The following is a 21336-nucleotide window of genomic DNA, read 5'->3' on the forward strand; positions in this document are numbered from 1 at the left end:
CTCAACCCCACAGCTTGGACCTGCCATGGCGATGAACACCCTTCCGGCCACCGAGAACACCCGCCCGGCCGACGGCGAACTGCTGCTGGAGACCGTCGGCCTGACCAAGTCGTACGCGGGCGCCGACGGCGAACTGCCCGTGCTCTCCGGCATCGACCTGGAGATCCGCGCCGGTGAGGTGGTCGCGCTGCTGGGCAAATCCGGCTCGGGCAAGTCGACGCTGCTGCGCTGCATGGCCGGACTCGTCCCGGCCAGCTCCGGCACCGTCAGCTACAAGGGCGCCGCGCTGACCGGCGCCAACCCCGGTACGGCGATGGTGTTCCAGACCTTCGCGCTGCTGCCCTGGCTGACCGTGCAGCAGAACGTCGAACTCGGCCTGGAGGCCAAGGGTGTGCACCCCGTGGAGCGCGCGGAGGCCGCTCGCCTGGCCATCGACCTGATCGGCCTGGACGGCTTCGAGTCCGCCTACCCCAAGGAGCTGTCGGGCGGCATGCGCCAGCGCGTCGGCTTCGCCCGCGCGCTGGTGGTCGAGCCGGACGTGCTGATGATGGACGAGCCGTTCTCCGCCCTGGACGTGCTCACCGCGGAGAACCTGCGCGGCGAGCTGATGGAGCTGTGGGAGTCCGGCCAGTTCCCCACCCGGGCCATCGTGCTGGTCACCCACAACATCGAGGAGGCGGTCCTGATGGCCGACCGGATCGTGGTGCTCGGCTCCCGCCCCTACGGCACCATCCGGGAGGTGTTCGAGGTCGGTCTCGACCGGCCCCGCGACCGCAACTCCGCCGCCTTCGAGGACATGATCGACCGTGTCTACCGCACCATGACCGGCCGGCAGAAGGAGGGCCGTACCCCCGGCCGCCAGGAGCCGGCCGACCTGGAGAGGCGGACGGTGGCCAACACCCCGCTGCCGCAGGCGAGCGTGGACGGGCTGTCGGGCCTGGCGGAACTGGTGCTGCACCGCGGCGGGCGCTGCGACCTCGCCGATCTCGCCGACGACCTCGGCCTCGAGGTCGACGACATCATGCCCCAGGTCGACGCCCTGGACCTGCTCGGTTTCGCCGGGTTCAGCGGCAACGACCTGCTGCTCACGGCCACCGGCACCGCGTTCGCCGGGGCCGACGTGCAGGAGTCGAAGACCATCTTCGCCCGGGCCGCGGTCCAGCTGCCGCTGGTCAAGGTGATCACCAGCAGTGTGCGCGGCAAGGCCGACGGCACCGCGCGGGCCGGTTTCTTCCGTGATCTGCTGGCCCATCACTACACCAGCGAGCAGGTCGACCAGCAGTTGGAGACGGCGACCGACTGGGGCCGCTACGCCGAGTTGTACGCCTACGACGCCGGCCCCGAGGAGTACCGCCGCGACGACACCGGCGACGCGGCCGGACCCACGGACACCCCGTGCCCCGCCTGAGCACCGCGGGGCTGCCGCCTCACGGCGTGCCGCCCAGGGCCGGGCGGTGTGAGAGCGCCGGGCTGGTGGCGGCGGCCCGCCGGGGTGCGAGCGCGCTCTCCTCGCTGCCCGGGCCGCCGGCTCCCGGACCGTCGCCCTCGGCGCCCGCGAGGTGCGCGGCCTCCAGCAGTGGGCGCACTCCCGCGGCCCGGTAGAAGATGCGCGTACCCTCCCGGCGCGTGGTCACCAGACCGGCCGCCCGGAGTCTGGCCAGGTGCTGGGACGTCGCGGCCACGTGGGCGCCCAGCATCCGGGCCAGCTCGCTCACCGGCTGCTCACCGTTGCTGAGCGCCCATAGCAGCCGGTAGCGGGAGGGGTCCGCCACCGCCTTGAGCACCGCCACCGCCCGGTCCGCCGCCTCGGCGTCCCACACCTGTCCTTGCGCATCCATGCAACTAGGGTACCGGCGGTCCTCCGGGCGGCTCGAACGCGGCGGACTCCGCCTCGGCGGGCTTCGCCTCCGAGGACACGGGCGCAGGCTCCGGCCGCCGGGGCTTCCGCCGCCACGGGGCGGGCCAGGACAGATTGAGGAACGCCTCGGCCTGGAGCGCGGCCAGGCTGATGCGGAGCAGGTCGCGGGCCGTGGGGTAGACCAGGAATCTCGGCTCCCACCGGGGCTGGAACTTGGCGTTGAACTTGTACAGCGACTCGATCTGGAACCAGCGGGAGAGGAACAGCAGCAGTCCGCGCCAGGCGCGCAGGGCCGGTCCGGCGCCCAGGCGTTCACCGCGGGCGAGGGCAGCGCGGAACATCGCGAAGTTCAGCGAGACACGGTTGACACCGAGGCCGGGCGCCTCCTGGAGGGCCTTGACGATGAGGAGTTCGTTCAGACCGGGGTCGGCGGTGCGGTCGCGGCGCATCAGTTCCAGGGAGATCCCGTCCCGGCCCCAGGGCACGAAGTGCAGGACCGCGCGGATGTCCCCGCCGGGCGCGGGGGCACCGGCGTCCGGTTCCTTGTGGGCGGTGACGACCACGCAGTCGCCGTCGCCCACTTCGCCGAAGCGGCCGAGGGCCATGGAGAAGCCGCGCTCCACCTCGGTGCCGCGCCAGGCGGCCGCCGCCGCCCGGATCTGCTCGGTCTCCTGCGCGGACAGGTCGCGCACGCGGCGGATGCGGCAGGTGTAGCCGCCCCGCTCGATGCGGTTGACCATCTGCCGGACATTGCGCATCGGCCGCCCGGACAGGGTGAAGGTGCCGGTGTCGACGACGGCCTCGTCGCCGATCTCCAGCGCGTTCAGGCCGGCTTCGCGGGTCCACACCTCGCCGCCGGTCTCGCCGCACCCCATCACCGCGGGGACCCAGGCGTGCCGGGCGGCGGTGTCCATGAACTCCTTGATGGCGCCCGGCCAGGCCTCCACGTCGCCGATCGGGTCGCCGCCCGCGAGCATCACGCCGGACACCACCCGGTAGGCGATCGCCGCCTTTCCGGTGGGGGAGAAGAGCACGTTCTTGTCGCGGCGCAGCGCGAAGTAGCCCAGTGAGTCCCGCTCGCCGTGCCGTTCCAGCAGGGCGCGCAGCCGCCGCTCCTCGTCGTCGCCGAGGACGGGTACGGGTGTGGAGGGGCGCAGCGCGAGGTAGAGGGTGGTGGCCGCGGTCAGCAGGCCGAGCCCGGCGAGCGAGAAGTACACGAGGTCGCTGGTGCGCTCGCTGGAGTAGTGCACCGGCCCCTCGATGCCGATCAGACCGTAGGCGACGTGCTGGATACGGTCTGACAGCGAGGCCGCGACGGCCTTCCTGGGGTGGGAGCCGACGATCAGCAGTCCCGCGCCGAAGCTGAAGGCGCTCAGCAGGAGGAAGTTCCACACCGCCCGCCACCGGGTGCGCGGGTCGGACAGGGCGTAGAACTCCCGGCGGGCGACGAGCAGCAGTACGAACAGCAGCACCGTGACGGCGCCGGGCACATGCTGGTGCCAGCGCAGCAGTTGCAGTGCCGCGCCCGTGGGCAGCAGGATCATCACCGCCCGCCAGGCCCGCCGTTTGCGGCGCCGCAGGGCGTGCGCCAGCATCACCATCAGCACGCCCACGATCAGCGAGGCGGCGGTGGCCAGGGTGGACACGGCCCCGGGCAGGGCCACGGCCAGGGTGTGCACCCGCCCGTGCCGCATACGCGGGAAGATCGCCCCCGCGACGTCGAGTACGCCCACGAGCAGGCACAGGTAACCGGCCACGGCGGGCACACGGCGGTACGAGACGGCGCGAAGACGATTCCGCGAGGGGCCTTCGTCGGTGGTCACGGGGTCCTTCACGAGGTGCCAGCGTAGAGCCTGCTGAGCAGGCGTGACCACGGGCGGGGGCGGTGAACACGCAACCCTTCGGCGTGCTTCACTTATCGGATTGCGCAACTGGGCGATGATGGCGTTCCGTGCCGTGCGGGATCCGGGACAGCCTGCCGGGGCGCGGCCGGAGCGAACCGGAGTACGTCGGAGTGCGCCGGATCGAACCAGAGCGAACCAGAGCGAAGGGGAGCCGCGATGGAGGTCGGGAGCGGGCTCATGGGGCCGGGGGCCACCCGGGGGACGGTCCGGGGCGCGGGACCGCGGCCGCGCACGGCCTTCGGCTCGGTCCTGCGGCGGCTGGACTGGCCGCTGCTGGGCGCCGCGCTGGCGCTGTCGGTGCTCGGCGCGCTCCTGGTGTACTCCGCGACCCGCGGCCGCACCCAGCTGACCGAGGGCGACCCGTACGCCTTCCTGACGCGCCATCTGATCAACACCGCCATCGGGATCGCCCTGGCCGTCGGCACCATGTGGCTGGGCCCGCGCAGGCTCCGGGACCTCGTCCCCGTCCTGTACGGCGTCACACTCCTGCTGGTCCTCGCGGTACTGACTCCGCTGGGCGCCACGATCAACGGGTCACGCCGCTGGATCATGATCGGCGGGATGTCCATCCAGCCGGCGGAGTTCGTCAAGGTAGCCATCGTGCTGGCCATGGCCGTGCTGCTGGCCACCAAGGTGGACACGGGCGACCGGCCGAGCCCGGACAGCCGCAGCGTCCTGGAGTCCCTGGCGGTGGCCGGCGTGCCCGCCCTGCTGGTCCTGCTCACGCCGGACCTCGGGCAGTTCATGGGCATCGGCGTGATCGTGCTCGGGGTGCTGCTCGCCTCCGGTGCCTCGGCGCGCTGGGTCACCGGGCTGCTCGCGGCCGGAGTCCTGGGTGCCGTGGCGGTGTGGCAGCTGCATCTGCTGGACCAGTACCAGATCAACCGGTTCGCCGCGTTCGCCGATCCCGCCCTCGACCCGTCGGGGGTCGGCTACAACACCAGCCAGGCCAGGATCGCCATCGGGGCCGGCGGCCTGCTGGGCCAGGGGCTGTTCCACGGAGCGCAGACCACCGGGCAGTTCGTGCCCGAGCAGCAGACCGACTTCGTCTTCAGCGTGGCGGGGGAGGAGTTGGGCTTCCTGGGTGCCGGGGCGCTGATCGCCCTGCTCGGCGTGGTGCTGTGGCGCGCGCTGCGCATCGCCCGCGCCTGCCCCGACCTGTACGGAACTGTGGTCGCGACCGGCATCGTGGCCTGGCTGGCCTTCCAGGCGTTCGAGAACATCGGCATGAACCTCGGCATCATGCCGGTCACCGGACTGCCGCTGCCGTTCGTCAGCTACGGCGGCTCGTCGATGTTCGCCGGCTGGGTCGCCGTGGGCGTCCTCCAGGGCATCCGTCTGCAACGCCCGCTGTCCGCCTGACCCCAGAGCCTCAGCGGCGGCGCCCGGGGCGGCACGGCAGAGTCGAGCGAATCCGGCGCCAACGTCCTTCCAGCGCCGTACGCACGGCGGGTTCGCTGCGGGCCGCGGCGAGCAGGATCCCCACCGCGTACAGGGTGGCGATCAGCGAGCTGCCTCCGTAGGAGAACAGCGGCAGGGGCACGCCCGCGACGGGCACCAGCCCCAGGACGCCGCCGAGGTTGATGAAGGTCTGCGCCGCGAGCCAGGTGACGATGCCGCCGGTCGCCAGGCGGACGAACGGGTCGTTGCGGCGGGTGGCGATGCGCAGGCCGCCCGCGAACAGCGCGGCGAACAGGGCCAGTACGGACAGGGTGCCGAACAGACCCAGTTCCTCCCCGGTGACGGCGAAGATGAAGTCGGTGTGCGGCTCGGGCAGTTGGCCCCACTTCTCCACGCTGGCGCCGATTCCGTTGCCGAACAGGCCGCCCGTCGACAGCGCGTACAGGCCGTGCACCACCTGCCAGCACTGGTCGTTCGGGCCCGGGTCGCTCGCGCCGAGGCAGGCGAACCGGGACACCCGGTGCGGGGCGGTCATGATCAGTACGGTGGCCAGGAGCGCCGTGCCCGTCAGGGCGGCCCCGAAGAGCCGCAGCGGCGCACCGGCCAGCCACAGCAGACCGAACAGCACGGCGCACAGGATGACCGCGGTCCCCATGTCCCCGCCGAGCATCATCAGTCCCAGCAGCAGCAGGGCACCGGGCACGAGCGGCACGAGCAGGTGCTTCCACTGGCCCAGCAGCTTGTGCTGCTGCTTGCGGGCCAGCAGGTCCGCGCCCCACACGATGAACGCGACCTTGGCGAACTCGCTGGGCTGGAGCACGAACGGCCCGCCCAGGTCCAGCCAGTTGGTGTTGCCGTTGACGGTCCGCCCCAGCCCCGGCACCTGCACCAGCGCCAGCAGCAGCACGGACCCGGCCAGCAGCGGATAGGCCAGCCACCGGTGCGTCTTCACCGACATGCGGGCGGCCGGCACCGCCAGGGCCGCGCCGATCACCGCGGCCATGATCTGCCGGCGCAGATAGTAGGTCGGCGGCAGACCGGAACGCAGCGCCTCGATCTGCGAGGAGGAGAACACCATCACCAGCCCCAGGCCGGCGATCAGTGCCGCACTGCCCGCCACCAGGTAGTAGCCGGTGAGCGGCCGGTCCCAGGCCCGCCGCAGCCGCGCGAGGGCGCGGCGCGGGAGCGCGGTGAGGTCGGGCACCCGTCTCGCACGCCCGCCGCGCGGGCGGCCCGCCGGTTCCGGGGCCCGCGGCGGGGCCTGTCGGCGTCCACGTGCCGCCGGGGCGCCCTGGGTGCCCGGCACGCGCTTCTCCGCGCGGACACTCTGTGAATTGCGCATGTGCGCAACCGTAGAGCGGCGGGGGCGGTCCCCCTGGGCGCGGCGCTCCGGCGCCGGTGCCGAATCGCCGTTTCGTGGCGCGCGTGAATGCGCCCGCGGCCCCGGCCGTGCGGAACGTGCTGTCATCGAGGTCGTCCGCCGTCCCGTCAGGAACGCGGCGCGCGACCGCGCCGGAACGGGTTCCAGGGCCGGCGTGGTCCGTGGCCCGAGGCCTGTGGCCCGCCATCCAGCAGGAGGCGGGCGGTGTCCTCGGGGCCCAGGGGGGTGCGGCCGGGGCGGCGGGCCCAGAAGCGGGCCAGGTGGCGCTCCAGATCCTCCCGGCCGTCCTCCTCGGTGCGCGCGGCCAGGACCAGGCCTTCCTCGCCGTCCGGGGCGCGCAGGTCGACGAGGCACCCCTCGACGGTGAAGGCCGTGTACTCCCCGTCCGTCACGTCCATGGCCTCCAGTCCGTCCTCCGCGGCCCGGAGAGAGGAGAAGACGGCAAGTTCCTCGTCCCGGTCGAAGACCATGACGATGTCGGCAGGATGGCTCACGCCGTCCATCTTCCCCGGTCAGGTCCCCAATTAGCCAGCGGGGCAAGGGTGATGGCGGATTATGGGCCCGACGGCTCCCCGTCCCGAAGTCCCGGCGGGCGGGAAATCTCCTCGGGTCAACAATTGCGCAACCCTTAAACTGTCCCCATGGAATCTGGTGGTGGCGTGATGGGGCAGGAGGCCGCGGTGCTCGTGGGCGGGCCGGCGGACGGGATGCGGGTCAAGGTCGCCGGGCGGCCGTGGGTGCTTCAGGTGTCGTTCCCTTGTCAGGCGGAGGCGCCGCGGGGCGGCGTGCACGTGGAGGCGGTGTACGTCTACCGCCGCGACGTGCGCGTGAAGGGCGAGCCCCTGCGGTACGGCTTCGACGTGGCCAGCCCCTGACCGGTCCCGCCGGATCGGGGGAGCGGGCCGGTCGCGCACCCCGTTGCGGAGTCCTCTCGTCAACTGTTGCTACATTGCGCAACCGTACAACCTTTGGGTGGGGCCAGTCGTCCCCTCTGTACGAGTACGACGGATGAGGGTGCGCGCATGACGACCAGCCACAAGACCGCTCCTTCGCGCCGCCGGAGCCGGGGCGTCCCGCCCCAGCGCCGGGGCGGTTCCCGCCGCCGCGCCTCCGGCGGCCGCGGCGGACGTACGCGCGCACGGACGACCCTCGTCATGGCGCTGTCCCTGGTGGTGCTCGGCACGGCGGGTCTGGGCTGGCTCTATCTGAAGCTCAACGGCAACATCAACACCTTCGGCGCCGACGGCCTGTCCAGCGACCGGCCCGAGGCCGGCTCGTCCAAGGGTGAGAACGTCCTGGTCATCGGCTCCGACGCGCGCGTGGGCGGCAACGACGCCCTCGGTGGCGGCAGCAAGGACGACATCGGCCGCTCCGACACCGCGTTCCTGCTGCACGTCTACGCCGACCACCGGCACGCCCTCGCCGTGTCCATCCCCCGGGACACCCTGGTCACCATCCCGCCCTGCAAGCTCCCCGACGGCGGCTGGACCGAGCCGCAGCCGAACACGATGTTCAACGCCGCGTACTCCGTGGGCAACACCGCCGAGGGCAACCCCGCCTGCAGCCAGAACACCGTCGAGCACCTCACCGGGCTGCGCGTGGACCACACCGTCGTCGTCGACTTCCAGGGATTCGCCGCGCTCACCAACGTGGTGGGCGGGGTGCCGGTGTGCGTGCCGCACGACATTTACCAGAAGGACCTCAACCCCAACCGGGCCACCCGCGGCTCGCTGCTGTTCAGCAAGGGCGAGCAGAAGGTCTCAGGGAAGCAGGCGCTGGACTGGGTCCGGATCCGGCACGGCATCGGCGACGGCTCCGACATAGGCCGGATCAAGCGCCAGCAGGCGTTCGTCGCCAGCCTCATCAAGAAGGTCAAGGCCGACGGGTTCACCCCGACCAAGCTGTTCCCCCTCGCCGATGCCGCCACCAAGTCGCTCACCGTCGACCCCGGTCTGGGCTCTGCCGACAAGCTGCTGTCGTTCGCGATGTCGCTGAAGGACGTCGACCTGCACAACACCAAGTTCGTCACCATCCCGTGGCGCTATGAGGGTGCGCGGGTCGCCATCGTGGAGCCGGACGCCTCCGAACTGTGGGCCGCGCTCAGGGCCGACCGCACCATCGACGGCAAGGACGCCGGCGGCAAGAAGAACAAGAAGGGCAAGGCGGGTGCCTCCGCATCCCCGGACGCCGGTCAGGACGGCTTGGGGAAGGGTATCGAGGTGGGCGTCTACAACGGCACCACCAACACCGGCCTCGCCATCCGCGGCGCCTCCGTCCTCACCGGCCGCGGCTTCACCGTCACCGGCACCGGGAACGCGGGCAGTCAGAACCACGCCACCACCCTCATCCAGTACGGTCCCGGCCGGCAGGCCGAGGCCGAGAAGGTCGCCCAGCTCTTCCCCGGGGCCGAACTCCAGGCCCTGACCGGCCCGGGCATCAACGTGGTGCTGGGTGAGGACTTCACGGCCACCGCGGACGGCGCCTCGGCCGCACCGACCTCCGTGCCCACGTCGGTGGCGGCGGACGCCCGCTCGGCCGACGACGACCTGTGCTCCAACTTGTCCTACGGGTAGGGCGGACGCGCCGGCGCGGCGCTCTGTCCGCCCGGCTCGGTCGGCAGCCGACCGCCGACGGCGAAGGGCCGCACCCGCTCTTGCGGGTGCGGCCCTCGTGTTTCAGCGCGTCAGGGACGCGAATCAGGCCGTGGCAGCGCCGCTGCCGGCCTTGCGGCGGCGCACGACGAACACGGCGCCCGCGCCGACGGCGACCGCGGCGCCGCCCGCCACCGCGATCATCGGCAGCGCCGAGTTGGAGCCGGTCTCGGCGAGGTGGCCCTGCGGGACGATCTGCTTGTCGCCGGCGGGCTTGGCGGGCAGCGGCTTCCTGCCGCCCTGCGGCTTGGCGTCGGTGGGCTTGCCCGCGCTGGTGCCGGCCGCGAGGACGTCGAACAGGTAGAAGTCGTCGTCGGAGGCGTAGACGCAGTTGCCCTTGTCGTCGGCGTACATGCCGATGGAGATGGCGACGCCCATGCCGGCCGGGGCCTTCTTGTCCACGTTCAGCCGCAGGTCGATGGAGAAGGACTCCTTCGGCTTGACGTCGGTGTAGCCGACGTAGCCGATGGCGTCATCCTTCTCGTCCAGGGAGATGTTCTCCCACGTGCCGGTGACCGGGTCCTTGAACTGCAGGGTGAGGTGGCTGCTCTCGTCGGTGAACTCCTTCTCCCCGACCAGGGCCGCGAACACGCCCATGTCGACGCGCTTGTAGGAGTTGTCGCCGGAGTTCGTGACGTTCAGCTTGAAGTTGTGGAACCCGCTGCCCGCGACGACCTTCGAGGGCAGGCCGGTCAGGCTGGTGCGCAGGTTCTTGTCCTGCTTCTGCTCCTTGCCCTCCTTGCACGCCTGGGGGCCCGGCGTCTCGGACGGCGAGGAGCTGGGGGTGGGGGTGACCGGCTTCTTGTCGGTGGTGCCCTCGTCCTTCGAGTCGGACCCGTCCTTGGTGGTGTCGGACTTCGCGTCCGTGCCGTCCGACTTCTTGATGTCGTCCGTGGCCTGGCCGTCGGTGCCGTTCGGCTGGCCCTCGGTCTCGGTGGTCTGGTTGTCGGTGCCGGCGGGCTCCTCGGTGGTGGCGCCGGGCTCCTCGCCAGCGGCGGTGGAGGCGCCCTCGGTCGGCTCAGTGACCGTCGGAATCGGAGATTCCGTGGCGAAGGCGGCGGGGCCCGCAAGAAGCACAGCGGGTGTGATGGCTGCCGTGGCTGCTGCGAGCGCCAGAGAGCGGCGAATCTTCATGCGAACCTCGAAAGACTAAGTGACCAATGTTTCGCAAGGGAGATCGCCGAGGGCCGCAAAAGGTTGCCCAGAAATCCGCAGGTCAATGTGTGGCGTGCGTCACTCGCGCGCATGGGTTCCGCCTGCCCGGCGGTAGTGTGCGCCGGTGAGTACGTATTCGAGCACACCGGCAGGTTGGTACCCGGATCCGCACGGAGCGGCCCAGACGCTGCGTTACTGGGACGGTGCCCAGTGGACGGAGCACACCCACGTCGACCAGCAGGCCCACGTCGCGCAGCAGGTGCCGCCGCAGCAGGCCGCCCCTGACCTGCGTGTGCAGCAGCAGGTCCAGCACCAGGCCGGGGTCGCTCCGGGTGCCCAGGGCGACGGCTCGCTGTTCAGCGAGCCGGTGCTCGTGGTGAACCAGAAGGCCAAACTGATCGAGCTGACCAACGAGTACGAGGTCTTCGACCAGCACGGCAACCGGATCGGCACGGTCACCGAGATCGGGCAGAGCGCGCTGAAGAAGGCGATGCGTTTCGTCTCCAGCCTCGACCAGTTCATGACGCACAGGCTCGAGATCCGCGACGCCTACGGCACACCCCAGTTGGTGCTCACCCGGCCGGCGAAGGTCTTCAAGTCGAGGGTGGTGGTGTCCCGTCCGGACGGCTCCGAGATCGGCGAGATCGTCCAGCAGAACGTCTTCGGCAAGATCAACTTCGCGATGAACGCGAACGGGCAGCAGGTCGGCGCGATCAAGGCGGAGAACTGGCGCGCCTGGAACTTCGCCATCGTCGACCACGCCGACAACGAGGTCGCCCGGATTACCAAGACCTGGGAGGGCCTGGCCAAGACGATGTTCACGACCGCCGACAACTACGTACTGCAGATCCACTACCGGCTGCCCGAGCCGCTGCTGAGCCTGGTGGTCGCCACGGCGCTGACCGTCGACACGGCGCTCAAGCAGGACTCGCGCGGCTGGAACTGACCGCCGGTCACAGCGGGGTGAGGTGTCCCGGCCCCAACGGCTGGGACGGCAGCGCCGGCTCCTGGGCGGGCGGCTCCGTCTCCAGGGCGAGCACGGCGGCCACGGGATGGTCCGGGACGCCGCCCTGTCCGATGCGCTCCGGGCCGGGTACCGGGTCGGCGTCCGTGGGTCGCGGGGTCGCCCGCGAGAGCGCCACGACCCCCCAGGAGGCGAGGGCCGCGCCCGCCGACGCCAGCAGCACGCCCGTCGCGCCGCCCCTCAGTCCCTGGCCCAGCAGGGTGAGTCCGATCAGCGCGGCCGCCGCCGGGTTGGTCAGCGTCAGTACGGCGAGCGGGGCGCCGAGCCCGTCCCGGTAGGCGGTCTGCGACAGCAGCAGGCCACCGGTCGCGAAGGCCGCGACGAGCAGCGCCACCATGATGACGCGGGCGCTGAGCAGGGGGCCGGAGTGGTCCGTGGCGGCCACCGTCACCGTCTGGGTGAGCGCGGAGGCCACGCCCGAGGCGACCCCCGACGCGGTCGCGTGCCGCAGGCCCGGCCGCGCCCCGGGCCGTGACAGCGCGCCGATCAGAACGGCCGTGGCGCCCGCCACCGACAGTGCCTCGACGGGGCTCAGCACGTGTACCGGGGCCGGCCCGGAAGCAGCGACGAGCAGGGCGGCCAGTCCGAGCAGCGTGCACGCGGTGCCCCGCCACTCGGCCGCCGCGACCCGCCGCCCGGCCATCCGCGCCCCCAGCGGCACGGCGGCCACCAGGGTGAGCGCGCCGAGCGGCTGGACCACGGTCAGCGGACCGTACTTCAGGGCCACCACATGCAGCAGGGCCGCCGATCCGTTCAGTGCGACGGCCCACCACCAGGCGCCGGCGTGGAGCAGTCCGCGCACACCCGTTCCGCGGGTGCGCGCGGCGAGCCGTTCCTGGGCGACCGCGGCGGTCGCGTAGGCGACGGCCGAGAACAGCGACAGGACGACGGCCGTCAGAGCGGCGTTCACCGGCCCGCCCCTGCCGGGGTGTTCCCCTCGGCCGGCCGGGACTCGTGGGCGAGCGGGCGCCGCGCCGGTCCGTCGGGCTCCGCTTCGGCGGCCTCGCTTCGGGATGTCATGCCAGGCCCTCTCGTGGTGGTGCGTGGGGTGGTGCTGTTCGCACCCATGTCGATGTACGGCACATCGACACGAGAGCGTACCGATACGGCAGTGTACCGATACGCACGCGTACCGGTACACTGCCGTATCGATGGACCTTCGTCACACTGGAGAGCGGGCCCGGAGCCCGGGCCCGAACTCCCGGGATACGAGTGAGGAGCGCAGCGATGACATCGCAGGCCGCGGACGAGCCGGAGACGGTTGTCGCCCCGCGCCGCTCCAAGCTCACGCCGGAGCGTGAGCAGGAGTTCTTCGACGCCGTACTCGAACAGATCCGCGAGCACGGCTATGACGCCGTCACCATGGAGGGAGTCGCCGCCAGCACCCGGTGCAGCAAGTCCACGCTCTACCGGCAGTGGCGGACCAAGCCGCAGTTCGTGGCCGCCGCCCTGCGATCCAGCGGCCGCTGCCGTTTCGCCGGCATCGACACCGGCTCGCTCGCCGAGGACCTGCGGCGGGTCGCGCTGGCCGCGGGCCAGTGGTCGGGCCGGGACACCCGCCTCCTCCAGGCGCTCGGGCACGCGATCACGCTGGACTCCGAGCTGAAGCGGGCGCTGCGTGAGACGCTGGTCGAGCCGGAGATCGCCGCGCTGCGGGAGATCCTGCGGCGCGGGGTGGAGCGCGGCGAGGTCAGCGCGGACAACCCGGCGCTGGAGTTCGTGCCCGCGCAGCTGTTCGGCGTCCTGCGCATCCGGCCCGTGCTGGAGGGGGAGTACGCCGACCCGGACTACGTGGTCCGGTTTCTGGAGGCCGCGGTGCTGCCGGCACTGGGCCTCGGTTCACGACCCAGGCCACCGTCCCCGGGATGACCGGGCGGTGACCTGTCCGCGCCGCACCGTGGGGACGGGGGCGGCGCGCATCCCCGGCCGGGCGGGGTACCTCTGGAGCGGAGAGGTGCCCCGCCCGGTCGCCTCGGGGCCGGGTACGGCTCAGACGCTCTGGCCGATGCCGCCGCCCGAGGACGCCTCGATGCCCCGGGTGATGTCGTCGATCACGGACTGAGGCTCCCCGACGTCGAGGCCGAAGCGGACGACGACGAGCTGCCGGGAGTCGGCGGGCGAGGGGAAGGCCAGGGACTCCACGTACCCGTCGGCGCCCTTGCTGGTGACGGCCTTCCAGCGGACCAGGTAGCCCTTCTGCCCGGCCACGGTCACCGCCTTGGAGGCCAGCACCTGGTGGGAGGTTATGCCGCCGTAGGCCTCGCCCCCGTAGGAGTCCTCGGCGTTCTTCGCTATGTCGGCCTTGGCGACCTGCTCGGGCGTGCTCCCGCGGACGCGCAGCGCGAGCGCGGGCGCCGAGTAGGCGCCGCCCTTGGTGCAGTTCTTGGAGGTGTCGCCGGGGCACTTGTAGGAGTCGTTCGACGTGACCTGGGCGCCCACCCCCAACTCCTGGCCGTACCAGCCGTCGGGCACGGGCAGGCTGATGCCGCTGACCGCGTCGGTCACCGAGCCGCTCCTGATCTTCGGCGCTTCGGACGGCCCGCCGTCGGACCCGCCGGACCCACCCGACCCGCCGGAGTCGCCCGAGCCCCCGCCCGGGCCGCCGAAGGGGCCGCGGTCCTCGCCGGTGCCGCCCCGGTCGTCCTGCCCCTGCCGGGACCCGGCACGGCCGTCCTTGCCGCCGACGTCGTTGGCCAGCGCGTACACGCCGACGCCGATGCTCGCCAGCACCGCGGCCGCCACCGCGACGGCGATGCCGATACGCAGGCCGCGGCGCGCGGGGGCGGGCGGCCGGCCCGGGTATCCGGGGTGCGCCGGATAGCCCGGGTATCCCGGATACCCCGGATACCCCTGCTGGGCCGGGTACGGCCCGGGGGCCGCCTGCTGTGCCGGGGGACCCCACACGGCGGCCGATCCGACGGGACGGGTCTGGTCCGTCCATGCCTTGCCGTCCCACCAGCGCTCGGTGGCGGGGCCGTCACTTGTCTGCCCGGGGTCGGGGTACCACCCGGGAGGAGTCACCTGCGTCATGTGCCTACCGTATGAGGCGTCGGTGAAAGCCCGATGAGAGGACCCCACTCCCGCTCCCGGCGCAGCCACCTCTACCGCAGGTCACCCGTCAAGGCAACAGGTGACGGGACGGGCCGCCGCATCGGCCGCTCGGGGACTACGCTCGAAGTCTGCATGCCGTCTGGCGACTTGGGGAGGTAGCGGGATGACGGAGGTACGGCCGGGCACGGCCGCCTCGGGCTCGCTGTGGGAGCGGGACGAGGAACTCACCGCCGTCGTACGCGCGATCGACGTCCTGTGCGCCGACCGCGCGTCCTCGGGAGGGCTGCTGGTCCTGGAGGGGGAGGCCGGACTCGGCAAGACCGCCCTGCTGACCGAGACCCGCCGTATCGCCGGAGAACGCGGCTGCGCGGTGTGGTCGGCGCGTGGCGGGGAGACCCTGCGCTCCGTGCCCTTCAACGTGGTGCGGCAACTGCTCCAGCCCGTGCTCCTGTCGCTGATGCCCGAGGAGGCCCGCGAATACCTCGGCGACTGGTACCACATCGCCGGCCCCGCCCTCGGCATCGTGGAACCCCGGGACGGGCAGGCCGACCCGCAGGGCGTGTGCGACGGACTCGTCGCCGCCGTGCGCCGGCTGGCCGAGCGCGAGTGGCCGCTGGTGCTGCTGATCGACGACGCCCACTGGGCCGACGTGGAGACGCTGCGCTGGCTCGCCGCGTTCGCCGAGCGCCTGGAGGAACTGCCCGTACTGCTCGTGGTGACCCGCCGGCCCGGAGAGTTCGGCGGGGAGGGTGCCCGGTGCCTGGACGCGGCCGTCGCCGCCGCGGGCGTGCACACCCTGAGCGCCCTGACCCCCGAGGCGACCGCCGGACTCACCCGCACCACCCTCGGCCCGCACGCCGACGCCCCGTTCTGCCGCGAGGTCTGGGCGGTCACCGGCGGCAACCCGTACGAGACCGTCGAACTGCTCGCCAAGGTGCGCGACAGCGAACTCGAACCGGTCGAGGCCCAGGCCGCCGAACTGCGACCCCTGAACCGCTCGGCCCGCGGCGGCGGCCTCGTCGCCCGCCTGGAGGAACTCGGCATCGACGCCACCCGGTTCGCCTGGGCCGCCGCCGTCCTGGGCACCGGCATCTCCGTGGAGCTCGTCGCCCGGCTGGCCACCATGAACCGCGACGACGCCGAGCGCTGCGCCGAACTGCTGCGCCGCGCCCGCATCCTCATCGAGCCGGACCCGGCGAGCACCCGGGGCGGTGGCGGGGACCTGGAGTTCGTGCACCCGCTGATCGCCACCGCCGTCTACAACTCCGTCCCGGACGCCCTGCGCACCGCCATGCACGGCATCGCCGCCCAGGTGGTCGCCGACTCCGGGTTCGGCGCCGCCGCGGCCTCCCGGCACCTGCTCCAGGTCCACCCGGACGACGACCAGGAACTCGTCGAGCAGCTCCGCGAGGCGGCCCGCGAACACCTCGCCGTCGGCGCGTCCGACGCGGCCCGCCACTGCCTGGAGCGGGCCCTGCTGGAGCCGCCGACCCCCGGAACGCACGCGCGCGTGCTCTACGAGCTGGGCTGCGCCACGCTGCTGACCGCGCCCGCCACCACCATCGAGCACCTCCAACGCGCGCTCGCCATGCCCGGCCTGGACGGCGCCACCCGCGTGGACGCCGTGTGGCGGCTGTCCCAGGCCCTGCTGCACAACGACCAGCTGGAGGAGGCGGTCCGCACGGTTGAGGCGGAGGCCGCCCGCCACGAACCGGGGCCCACCCGGATGCGGTTGCAGGCCGTCCAGTACATGTGGGAGGGCCTGTACACCGGCGGTACCAGCTCCCCGGACCGTTCCGAGCAGCTCGCCGGACTCGCCGCCGGCTGTACTGGACGGGACAACTCGGAGCGTGCCCTGCTGATCCTGCGCGGCTTCGACGCCATGACCCGCGGCGAGAGCGCCGAGGAGGTCGTCGAGATGTGCGACCGGGCACTCGTCAACGGCCGCCTCGCCCCCGGACTCGGCTGGACCGACACCGAGTGGGGCATGGAACTGCTGCTGATGCTCGCCAGCGCCTACGCCTACTGCGACCGCCTCGACCGGGCCGAAACTCTCTACACCGAGGCTCTGCGCGCCTACGAGACCGCCGGCTGGAGCGGCGGCCACCTCGCCCTCGCCCACGCCTACGTCGGGCTCGGGCACCGCAGGCGTGGCCGGCTGCGGGAGGCGGAGGAGGCCCTGCGCGCAGCGCTGCGCCTGGCCGAGCGGATCGGCCGCGGACTGCCCCTGTACTGGACCGCGACCTGCAACCTCGTCGACACCCTGCTCGCCCGCGGCCATGTCGAGCAGGCCTGGGAGGTCGCCGAGCAGCACGCTTTCGCCCCGCCCTACCCGTCCACCATCGTGCTGCCCGATCCGCACAGCGTGCGCGGCCGACTGCTGCTGGCCCTCGGCCGCACCGAGGACGCCGTCAACGCACTGGAGGCGGCCGAGAAGGCGGCGGCCGCCCGCGGCCACCAGAACCCGGTGACGGTGCCCTGGGCGGCCGACCTGGCCCGCGCGCTCGCCACCGAGGACCCCGAGCGGGCGGGCCGGCTCGTCGCCGACCTCCGCCGCCAGGCCGAGCGGTTCGGCACCGACACCGCCATAGGAGAGGCCCTGCGCTGCGCCGCGGCCCTGGAGACCGGCCAGTGCGCGGTCCGGCTGGCCGCGCAGGCCGTCACCTACCTGGAGGCCTCTCCCTGCCAGTACGAACACGCCGTCGCCCGCGTCGAGTTCGGCATCGTCTCGCGCTCGGCCGCCGAGCTGGGCCGGGGTCTCGCACTGGCGCGCTCGTGCGGCGCGGACGGCCTGGCGGAGGAGGCGGCGCGCCTGCTGGAGGCGGAACACGGGGTGGGCCGGGCCCCGAAGTAGGGCCCGGCCGGCGGACCAGGCTTGGGCCGACGGTGACTGCCGCTGTCGCTGCCGCTGTCCTGCGACTCGATCCGCCGGACGGGCCCTGGTTCACACCAGGGAGCCAGGAGCCGGCTTGGCGGCCGCCGGCGTCCGCGCTCGCGTCGGCGACCGACGGCGCCACGGTCCGTTGATTACTCACCATTACCACTAGTCGCTCTTCGTCACTCCTCCCCGGATTCCTCCGCCAGCACCCGCTGGGCCACCGCGAACGCCGAGTTCGCCGCCGGGACCCCGCAGTACACGGCGCTCTGGAGCAGCGCCGCGCCGATCTCCTCGGGGGTGAGCCCGTTGCGGCGGGCCGCCCGTACGTGCATGGCCAGTTCGTCGTAGTGGCCGTGTGCGATCAGCGCCGTCAGGGTGATCAGGCTCCGCTCGCGGCGGCTCAGCGTCGGGTCGGTCCAGATCTCGCCCCAGGCGTAGCGGGAGATGAAGTCCTGGAAGCGGGCCGTGAACGGGGTCTGCCGGGCCTGCGCCCGGTCGACGTGCGCGTCGCCGAGCACCTCGCGGCGCACCTCCATGCCCCGCCGGGGAGCACCCTCGAGGTGGGTGCGCAGCGCCGCGAGGACCGCCTCGGGGCACTGCGCCGGCGCCAGGTGCGAGGCGCCGGGGATCTCCACCAGCGCCGAGCCGGGCACCGCGTCGGCGATCTGCCGCAGATGCGCGGGCGGGGTGGCCGGATCCTCGCGGCCCGCGACGAGCAGCGTGCGCGCGCCGATCCGAGGCAGCAGGTCGGTCAGATCGAAGGCTGCCAGCGCGTCGCAGCAGGCGGCGTACGCCTCCGGGTCGGCCTCCCGGTGGTCCCGGACCAGTTCCGGCACGGTGAAGTCACCGGCGAACCACCGGGCGTCGGCGCTCTCGACCAGCCAGTCCAGCCCGTCCCGCCGGACCCGCGCGGCCCGCTCCTGCCACGCCTTGGCGCCGTTGAAGTGGGCCGACGAGCAGATGACGGCGAGCGAGTCGAGGCGTTCGGGGTGGTGCACGGCGAGGTGCAGACCCACCGCACCGCCCAGCGACACCCCGGCGTACGCGAAGCGTTCGATGCCGAGCGAGTCGGCGAGCGCCAGCACCAGGCCGGCGAGGTCGCCGACGGTCGTGCCGGGCTCGATCAGCCCGGCCGGCGAACCCCCGTGCCCGGGCAGGTCCCAGCGGATCACCCGGTGGGAGATCGCCAGCTCGGGCGCGACCTTGTCCCACAGCGCGTACGACGTACCGAGGGACGGCCCGAGCAGCAGCGGGGGAGCGGAGGCGGGGCCTTCGAGAAGGTGGTGCAGGGTCAACGTCGCTCCAAGGCACGGTCGGTGAGGGTTCCGGCGGCGCCGGTGTAACGGGCCGGATCGGTGAGCTCGGCCAGGTCGGCGTCCTTCAACCCGGGCTGCTCCGACAGGAGTTCCCTGAGGCTTCGGTTCTCGGTGTAGGTACGCCGGGCGAGTTCGGTGAGCAGCTCCTTCGCCCGGGCACGGCCGAGCAGCGGGGCCAGTTCGGCCGACAGCCGCTCGGAGACGATCAGTCCGTGGGTCAGCCCGAGATGGGCGCGCATCGCGTCCGCGTCCACCCGCAGCCCCTCGGTCAGCTCCGCGGCGTCGCGGGCCGCGCCGCCGACGAGCCGCAGCAGCTCCCGCAGCGGCTCCCACTCGGCGTGCCAGGCGCCGGGCGGCCGTTCGTCCTGCGCCGCCAGCGAACCGTAGAGGGTGGCCGCGAGTTGCGGCGCTCGCCTGGCGGCGGCCGCGATCAGCGTGGACCGCACGGGGTTCGCCTTGTGCGGCATGGCGGAGGAACCGCCGCCGCTGCCCTCGGCGAGTTCGGCGGTCTCCGTGCGGGTCAGGACCAGCACGTCCACGGCGATCTTGCCCAGGGCCCCGGCGGCGAAGGCGAGGCATCCGGCGAGGTCGGCGACCGGGGTGCGCAACGTGTGCCACGGCAACAGTGGCTCGCGCAGGTCCAGTTCACGGGCGTACGCGGTGACGAGCGCGGTCGGGTCCTCGGCGCCGTACGCGGCGAAGGCCGCCAAGGTCCCCGCCGCGCCGCCGAGTTGGACGGGCAGGGAGTCCCGCACCCGGGTCAGGCGGTCCCGGGTGTCCAGCACCAGGGACCGCCACCCGGCCGCCTTCAGGCCGAACGTCGTCGGCACGGCGTGCTGGGTCAGCGTCCGGCCCGGCATCGCCGTGTCGCGGTGGGCGGCGGCCGTCCGGGCCAGCGCCTGTTCGGCGCGGGCCAGGTCGGCGAGGACCAGGTCCAGGGTCCGCACGGCGACCAGCATCGTCGCCGTGTCCATGATGTCCTGGCTGGTCGCGCCCCGGTGGACGCAGGGGCCGTACTCCTCGCCCACGGCCTCGGTGAGGTCGGCGACCAGCGGGATGACCGGGTTTCCGCCGCCGCGGGCGCGCTCCGCGAGCGCGCGCACGTCGAAACGGTCCGGATCGGCCGCCCGGGTCACCGCCTCGGCCGCACGGGCCGGGACGAGGCCGAGCGCGGCCTGGGCCCGGGTGAGCGCCGCCTCCGCGTCGAGCAGGGCCCGCAGATAGGCGGAGTCGCTCGTCGCGGACGCGGCGGGGGAGCCGGCCCAGCCCGGACCGAGCAGACCGACGTCGAGACCGACGGCGGCGGGAACAGCGGCAGGTGGTGTCACCGGAACTCCAGGAAGACCGTCTCGCCCTCGCCCTGAAGGCGGATGTCGAAACGGTATGCCCCACTGTCCTCCCGCGCGGCGATCAGCGTGCCGCGCCGCTCCTCGTCCACCTGGGCGAGCAGCGGGTCGGCGGCCAGCGCGGCCTCGTCGCCGGGCAGGTAGATCCGGGTGAACAGATGCACGAGCAGTCCGCGGGCGAACACGCACACGCTGAGATAGGGGGCGTTCCGTCCGCGCGCGCCGGGCCGCAGCGTCCGCACGTACCAGTGGCCGTCGACGTCGGTCTGGATGCGGCCGAAGCCGGTGAACTCGACCCCGTTGCGGCCGAGGTGGTCGCCGGAGGCCGGGTCGCGCCGCATCGAGCCGTCCACGGCCGGCAGGTTGCCGTCCGGGTCGGGCCCCCACACCTCCACCAGGGCGTCCGGCAGGGGCCGCCCCTCGCCGTCGTACACGTACCCGTGCACGGTGACCGTGTCCGGGTGCCCCAGGGGCGCGATCTCCTCGCCGCCGCGGAAGGGGAGCGCGTAGCCGTAGAAGGGGCCCACCGTGTGCGACGGAGTGGGCGGCACGTTCTCGGGGCTGCTCGTGTCGATCTTCGTCATGGCAGGTCAGCGTCCTTCTTCGATCCAGGTGGCGTGCGGGCCGTCCAGCACGATGTCCCAGTGGTAGCCGAGCGAGAACTCCGGCACCGACAGGCTGTGGTCGTAGGCGGCGACCAGCCGCTGCCGGGCCGCGTCGTCCGTCACGGACTGGAGGATCGGGTCGTACGCGAACAGCGGGTCGTTCGGGAAGTACATCTGCGTCACGAGCCGCTGCGTGAACGCCGTGCCGAAGACCGAGAAGTGGATGTGCGCCGGACGCCAGGCGTTGACGTGGTTGCGCCACGGGTACGGGCCCGGCTGGATCGTGGTGAACCGGTAGAAGCCCTCCGTGTCGGTCAGCGTGCGGCCGACGCCGGTGAAGTTGGGGTCCAGCGGGGCGTCGTGCTGCTCGCGCTGGTGGGCGTAGCGGCCCGCGGAGTTGGCCTGCCAGATCTCGACGAGCTGGCCGCGCACGGGTCGCCCGTCGCGGTCGAGCAGCCGCCCGGAGACGGTGATCCGCTCGCCGATCGGCTCCCCCGTGTGCTGCCGGGTGAGGTCGTTGTCGATTCCGGTGATGTCCCGCTCGCCGAACGCGGGCGAGGACAGTTCGACCAGCTCCGGGTCCTTGGCGGCGTCGATGGCGACCAGCGGCTGCTTGGGGTGGCGCAGCACCGAGGAGCGGTACGGCGCGTAGTCGCGGCGCGGATGGTGCTCGACCGGGGAGCCGCCGGCGACGCGCTTCTCGTAGGCGGCGTGCTCGGCCGCGATCTCCTGGTCGATGTCGTGCTGAGTGAGAGCCATGGGGATT

The 21336-nt window shown here is 72.8% G+C and carries 18 protein-coding genes; 7 read left to right on the forward strand and 11 right to left on the reverse strand.

The window, feature by feature from the left end; genetic code table 11:
- Positions 1-25 precede the first annotated feature (25 nt).
- Positions 26-1408: a nitrate/sulfonate/bicarbonate ABC transporter ATP-binding protein gene (locus ABZ818_RS03835; protein WP_361410287.1), complete on the forward strand. Its 1383-nt coding sequence runs from the start codon at positions 26-28 to the stop codon at positions 1406-1408.
- 19 nt (positions 1409-1427) lie between these two features.
- On the opposite strand, the gene ABZ818_RS03840 is transcribed toward ABZ818_RS03835, so the two are convergent.
- Complete coding sequence (locus ABZ818_RS03840; RefSeq protein ID WP_361410290.1) at positions 1428-1838, reverse strand: metalloregulator ArsR/SmtB family transcription factor; 411 nt, start codon at positions 1836-1838, stop codon at positions 1428-1430.
- Between the two features lie 4 nt (positions 1839-1842).
- On the reverse strand, positions 1843-3624 hold the full coding sequence (locus tag ABZ818_RS03845) for a phosphatidylglycerol lysyltransferase domain-containing protein (RefSeq protein ID WP_361410502.1): 1782 nt from the start codon (positions 3622-3624) through the stop codon (positions 1843-1845).
- A gap of 315 nt (positions 3625-3939) precedes the next feature.
- Here ABZ818_RS03845 and rodA point away from each other — a divergent pair, with 315 nt between their 5' ends.
- Positions 3940-5124, forward strand: a complete 1185-nt coding sequence (gene rodA, locus ABZ818_RS03850; RefSeq protein WP_361410505.1) for a rod shape-determining protein RodA — start codon at positions 3940-3942, stop codon at positions 5122-5124.
- Positions 5125-5134: 10 nt separating this feature from the next.
- On the opposite strand, the gene ftsW is transcribed toward rodA, so the two are convergent.
- Complete coding sequence (ftsW, locus tag ABZ818_RS03855; RefSeq protein ID WP_361410292.1) at positions 5135-6505, reverse strand: putative lipid II flippase FtsW; 1371 nt, start codon at positions 6503-6505, stop codon at positions 5135-5137.
- Between the two features lie 146 nt (positions 6506-6651).
- The gene (locus tag ABZ818_RS03860; RefSeq protein WP_361410295.1) at positions 6652-7038 is read right to left on the reverse strand and encodes a hypothetical protein; all 387 of its coding nucleotides are present in this window, start codon (positions 7036-7038) and stop codon (positions 6652-6654) included.
- Between the two features lie 147 nt (positions 7039-7185).
- Here ABZ818_RS03860 and ABZ818_RS03865 point away from each other — a divergent pair, with 147 nt between their 5' ends.
- Positions 7186-7419: a hypothetical protein gene (locus ABZ818_RS03865; RefSeq protein ID WP_361410298.1), complete on the forward strand. Its 234-nt coding sequence runs from the start codon at positions 7186-7188 to the stop codon at positions 7417-7419.
- 147 nt (positions 7420-7566) lie between these two features.
- Complete coding sequence (locus ABZ818_RS03870) at positions 7567-9117, forward strand: LCP family protein (RefSeq protein ID WP_361410301.1); 1551 nt, start codon at positions 7567-7569, stop codon at positions 9115-9117.
- A gap of 123 nt (positions 9118-9240) precedes the next feature.
- Here the strand turns inward: ABZ818_RS03870 and ABZ818_RS03875 are convergent, their stop codons facing one another.
- Positions 9241-10272, reverse strand: coding sequence for an LAETG motif-containing sortase-dependent surface protein (locus ABZ818_RS03875; protein WP_361410304.1), 1032 nt, complete (start codon positions 10270-10272; stop codon positions 9241-9243).
- A gap of 202 nt (positions 10273-10474) precedes the next feature.
- Here ABZ818_RS03875 and ABZ818_RS03880 point away from each other — a divergent pair, with 202 nt between their 5' ends.
- Positions 10475-11296: a phospholipid scramblase-related protein gene (locus ABZ818_RS03880; protein WP_361410307.1), complete on the forward strand. Its 822-nt coding sequence runs from the start codon at positions 10475-10477 to the stop codon at positions 11294-11296.
- Between the two features lie 7 nt (positions 11297-11303).
- Here the strand turns inward: ABZ818_RS03880 and ABZ818_RS03885 are convergent, their stop codons facing one another.
- A complete protein-coding gene (locus ABZ818_RS03885; RefSeq protein ID WP_361410310.1) occupies positions 11304-12284 on the reverse strand; it encodes a hypothetical protein in 981 nt (326 codons plus the stop codon).
- Positions 12285-12601: 317 nt separating this feature from the next.
- On the opposite strand from ABZ818_RS03885, the gene ABZ818_RS03890 reads away from it, so the two are divergent.
- Complete coding sequence (locus tag ABZ818_RS03890; protein WP_361410313.1) at positions 12602-13243, forward strand: TetR/AcrR family transcriptional regulator; 642 nt, start codon at positions 12602-12604, stop codon at positions 13241-13243.
- 120 nt (positions 13244-13363) lie between these two features.
- Here the strand turns inward: ABZ818_RS03890 and ABZ818_RS03895 are convergent, their stop codons facing one another.
- Positions 13364-14404: a DUF2510 domain-containing protein gene (locus ABZ818_RS03895; protein ID WP_361410315.1), complete on the reverse strand. Its 1041-nt coding sequence runs from the start codon at positions 14402-14404 to the stop codon at positions 13364-13366.
- Positions 14405-14588: 184 nt separating this feature from the next.
- On the opposite strand from ABZ818_RS03895, the gene ABZ818_RS03900 reads away from it, so the two are divergent.
- The gene (locus ABZ818_RS03900) at positions 14589-17279 is read left to right on the forward strand and encodes an AAA family ATPase (RefSeq protein ID WP_361410318.1); all 2691 of its coding nucleotides are present in this window, start codon (positions 14589-14591) and stop codon (positions 17277-17279) included.
- Positions 17280-17482: 203 nt separating this feature from the next.
- Here the strand turns inward: ABZ818_RS03900 and pcaD are convergent, their stop codons facing one another.
- The 4 genes from pcaD to pcaH are packed head-to-tail and all read right to left on the reverse strand — an operon-like array spanning position 17483 to position 21329.
- Positions 17483-18598: a 3-oxoadipate enol-lactonase gene (gene pcaD / locus ABZ818_RS03905; RefSeq protein WP_361410321.1), complete on the reverse strand. Its 1116-nt coding sequence runs from the start codon at positions 18596-18598 to the stop codon at positions 17483-17485.
- Positions 18595-19947 carry a 3-carboxy-cis,cis-muconate cycloisomerase gene (pcaB, locus tag ABZ818_RS03910; RefSeq protein WP_361410324.1) on the reverse strand — a complete coding sequence of 451 codons (1353 nt, stop codon included), beginning with the start codon at positions 19945-19947 and terminating at the stop codon, positions 18595-18597. Before pcaB ends, pcaD begins: the two co-directional genes overlap by 4 nt.
- Positions 19944-20549 carry a protocatechuate 3,4-dioxygenase subunit alpha gene (pcaG, locus tag ABZ818_RS03915; protein ID WP_361410327.1) on the reverse strand — a complete coding sequence of 202 codons (606 nt, stop codon included), beginning with the start codon at positions 20547-20549 and terminating at the stop codon, positions 19944-19946. The genes pcaB and pcaG overlap by 4 nt, the downstream gene beginning before the upstream one ends.
- Before the next feature lie 6 nt (positions 20550-20555).
- The gene (gene pcaH, locus ABZ818_RS03920) at positions 20556-21329 is read right to left on the reverse strand and encodes a protocatechuate 3,4-dioxygenase subunit beta (RefSeq protein ID WP_361410330.1); all 774 of its coding nucleotides are present in this window, start codon (positions 21327-21329) and stop codon (positions 20556-20558) included.
- Between the last annotated feature and the right edge of the window lie 7 nt (positions 21330-21336).

Source organism: Streptomyces sp. NPDC047453 (assembly GCF_040643155.1).
Taxonomy (GTDB): Bacteria; Actinomycetota; Actinomycetes; order Streptomycetales; family Streptomycetaceae; genus Streptomyces.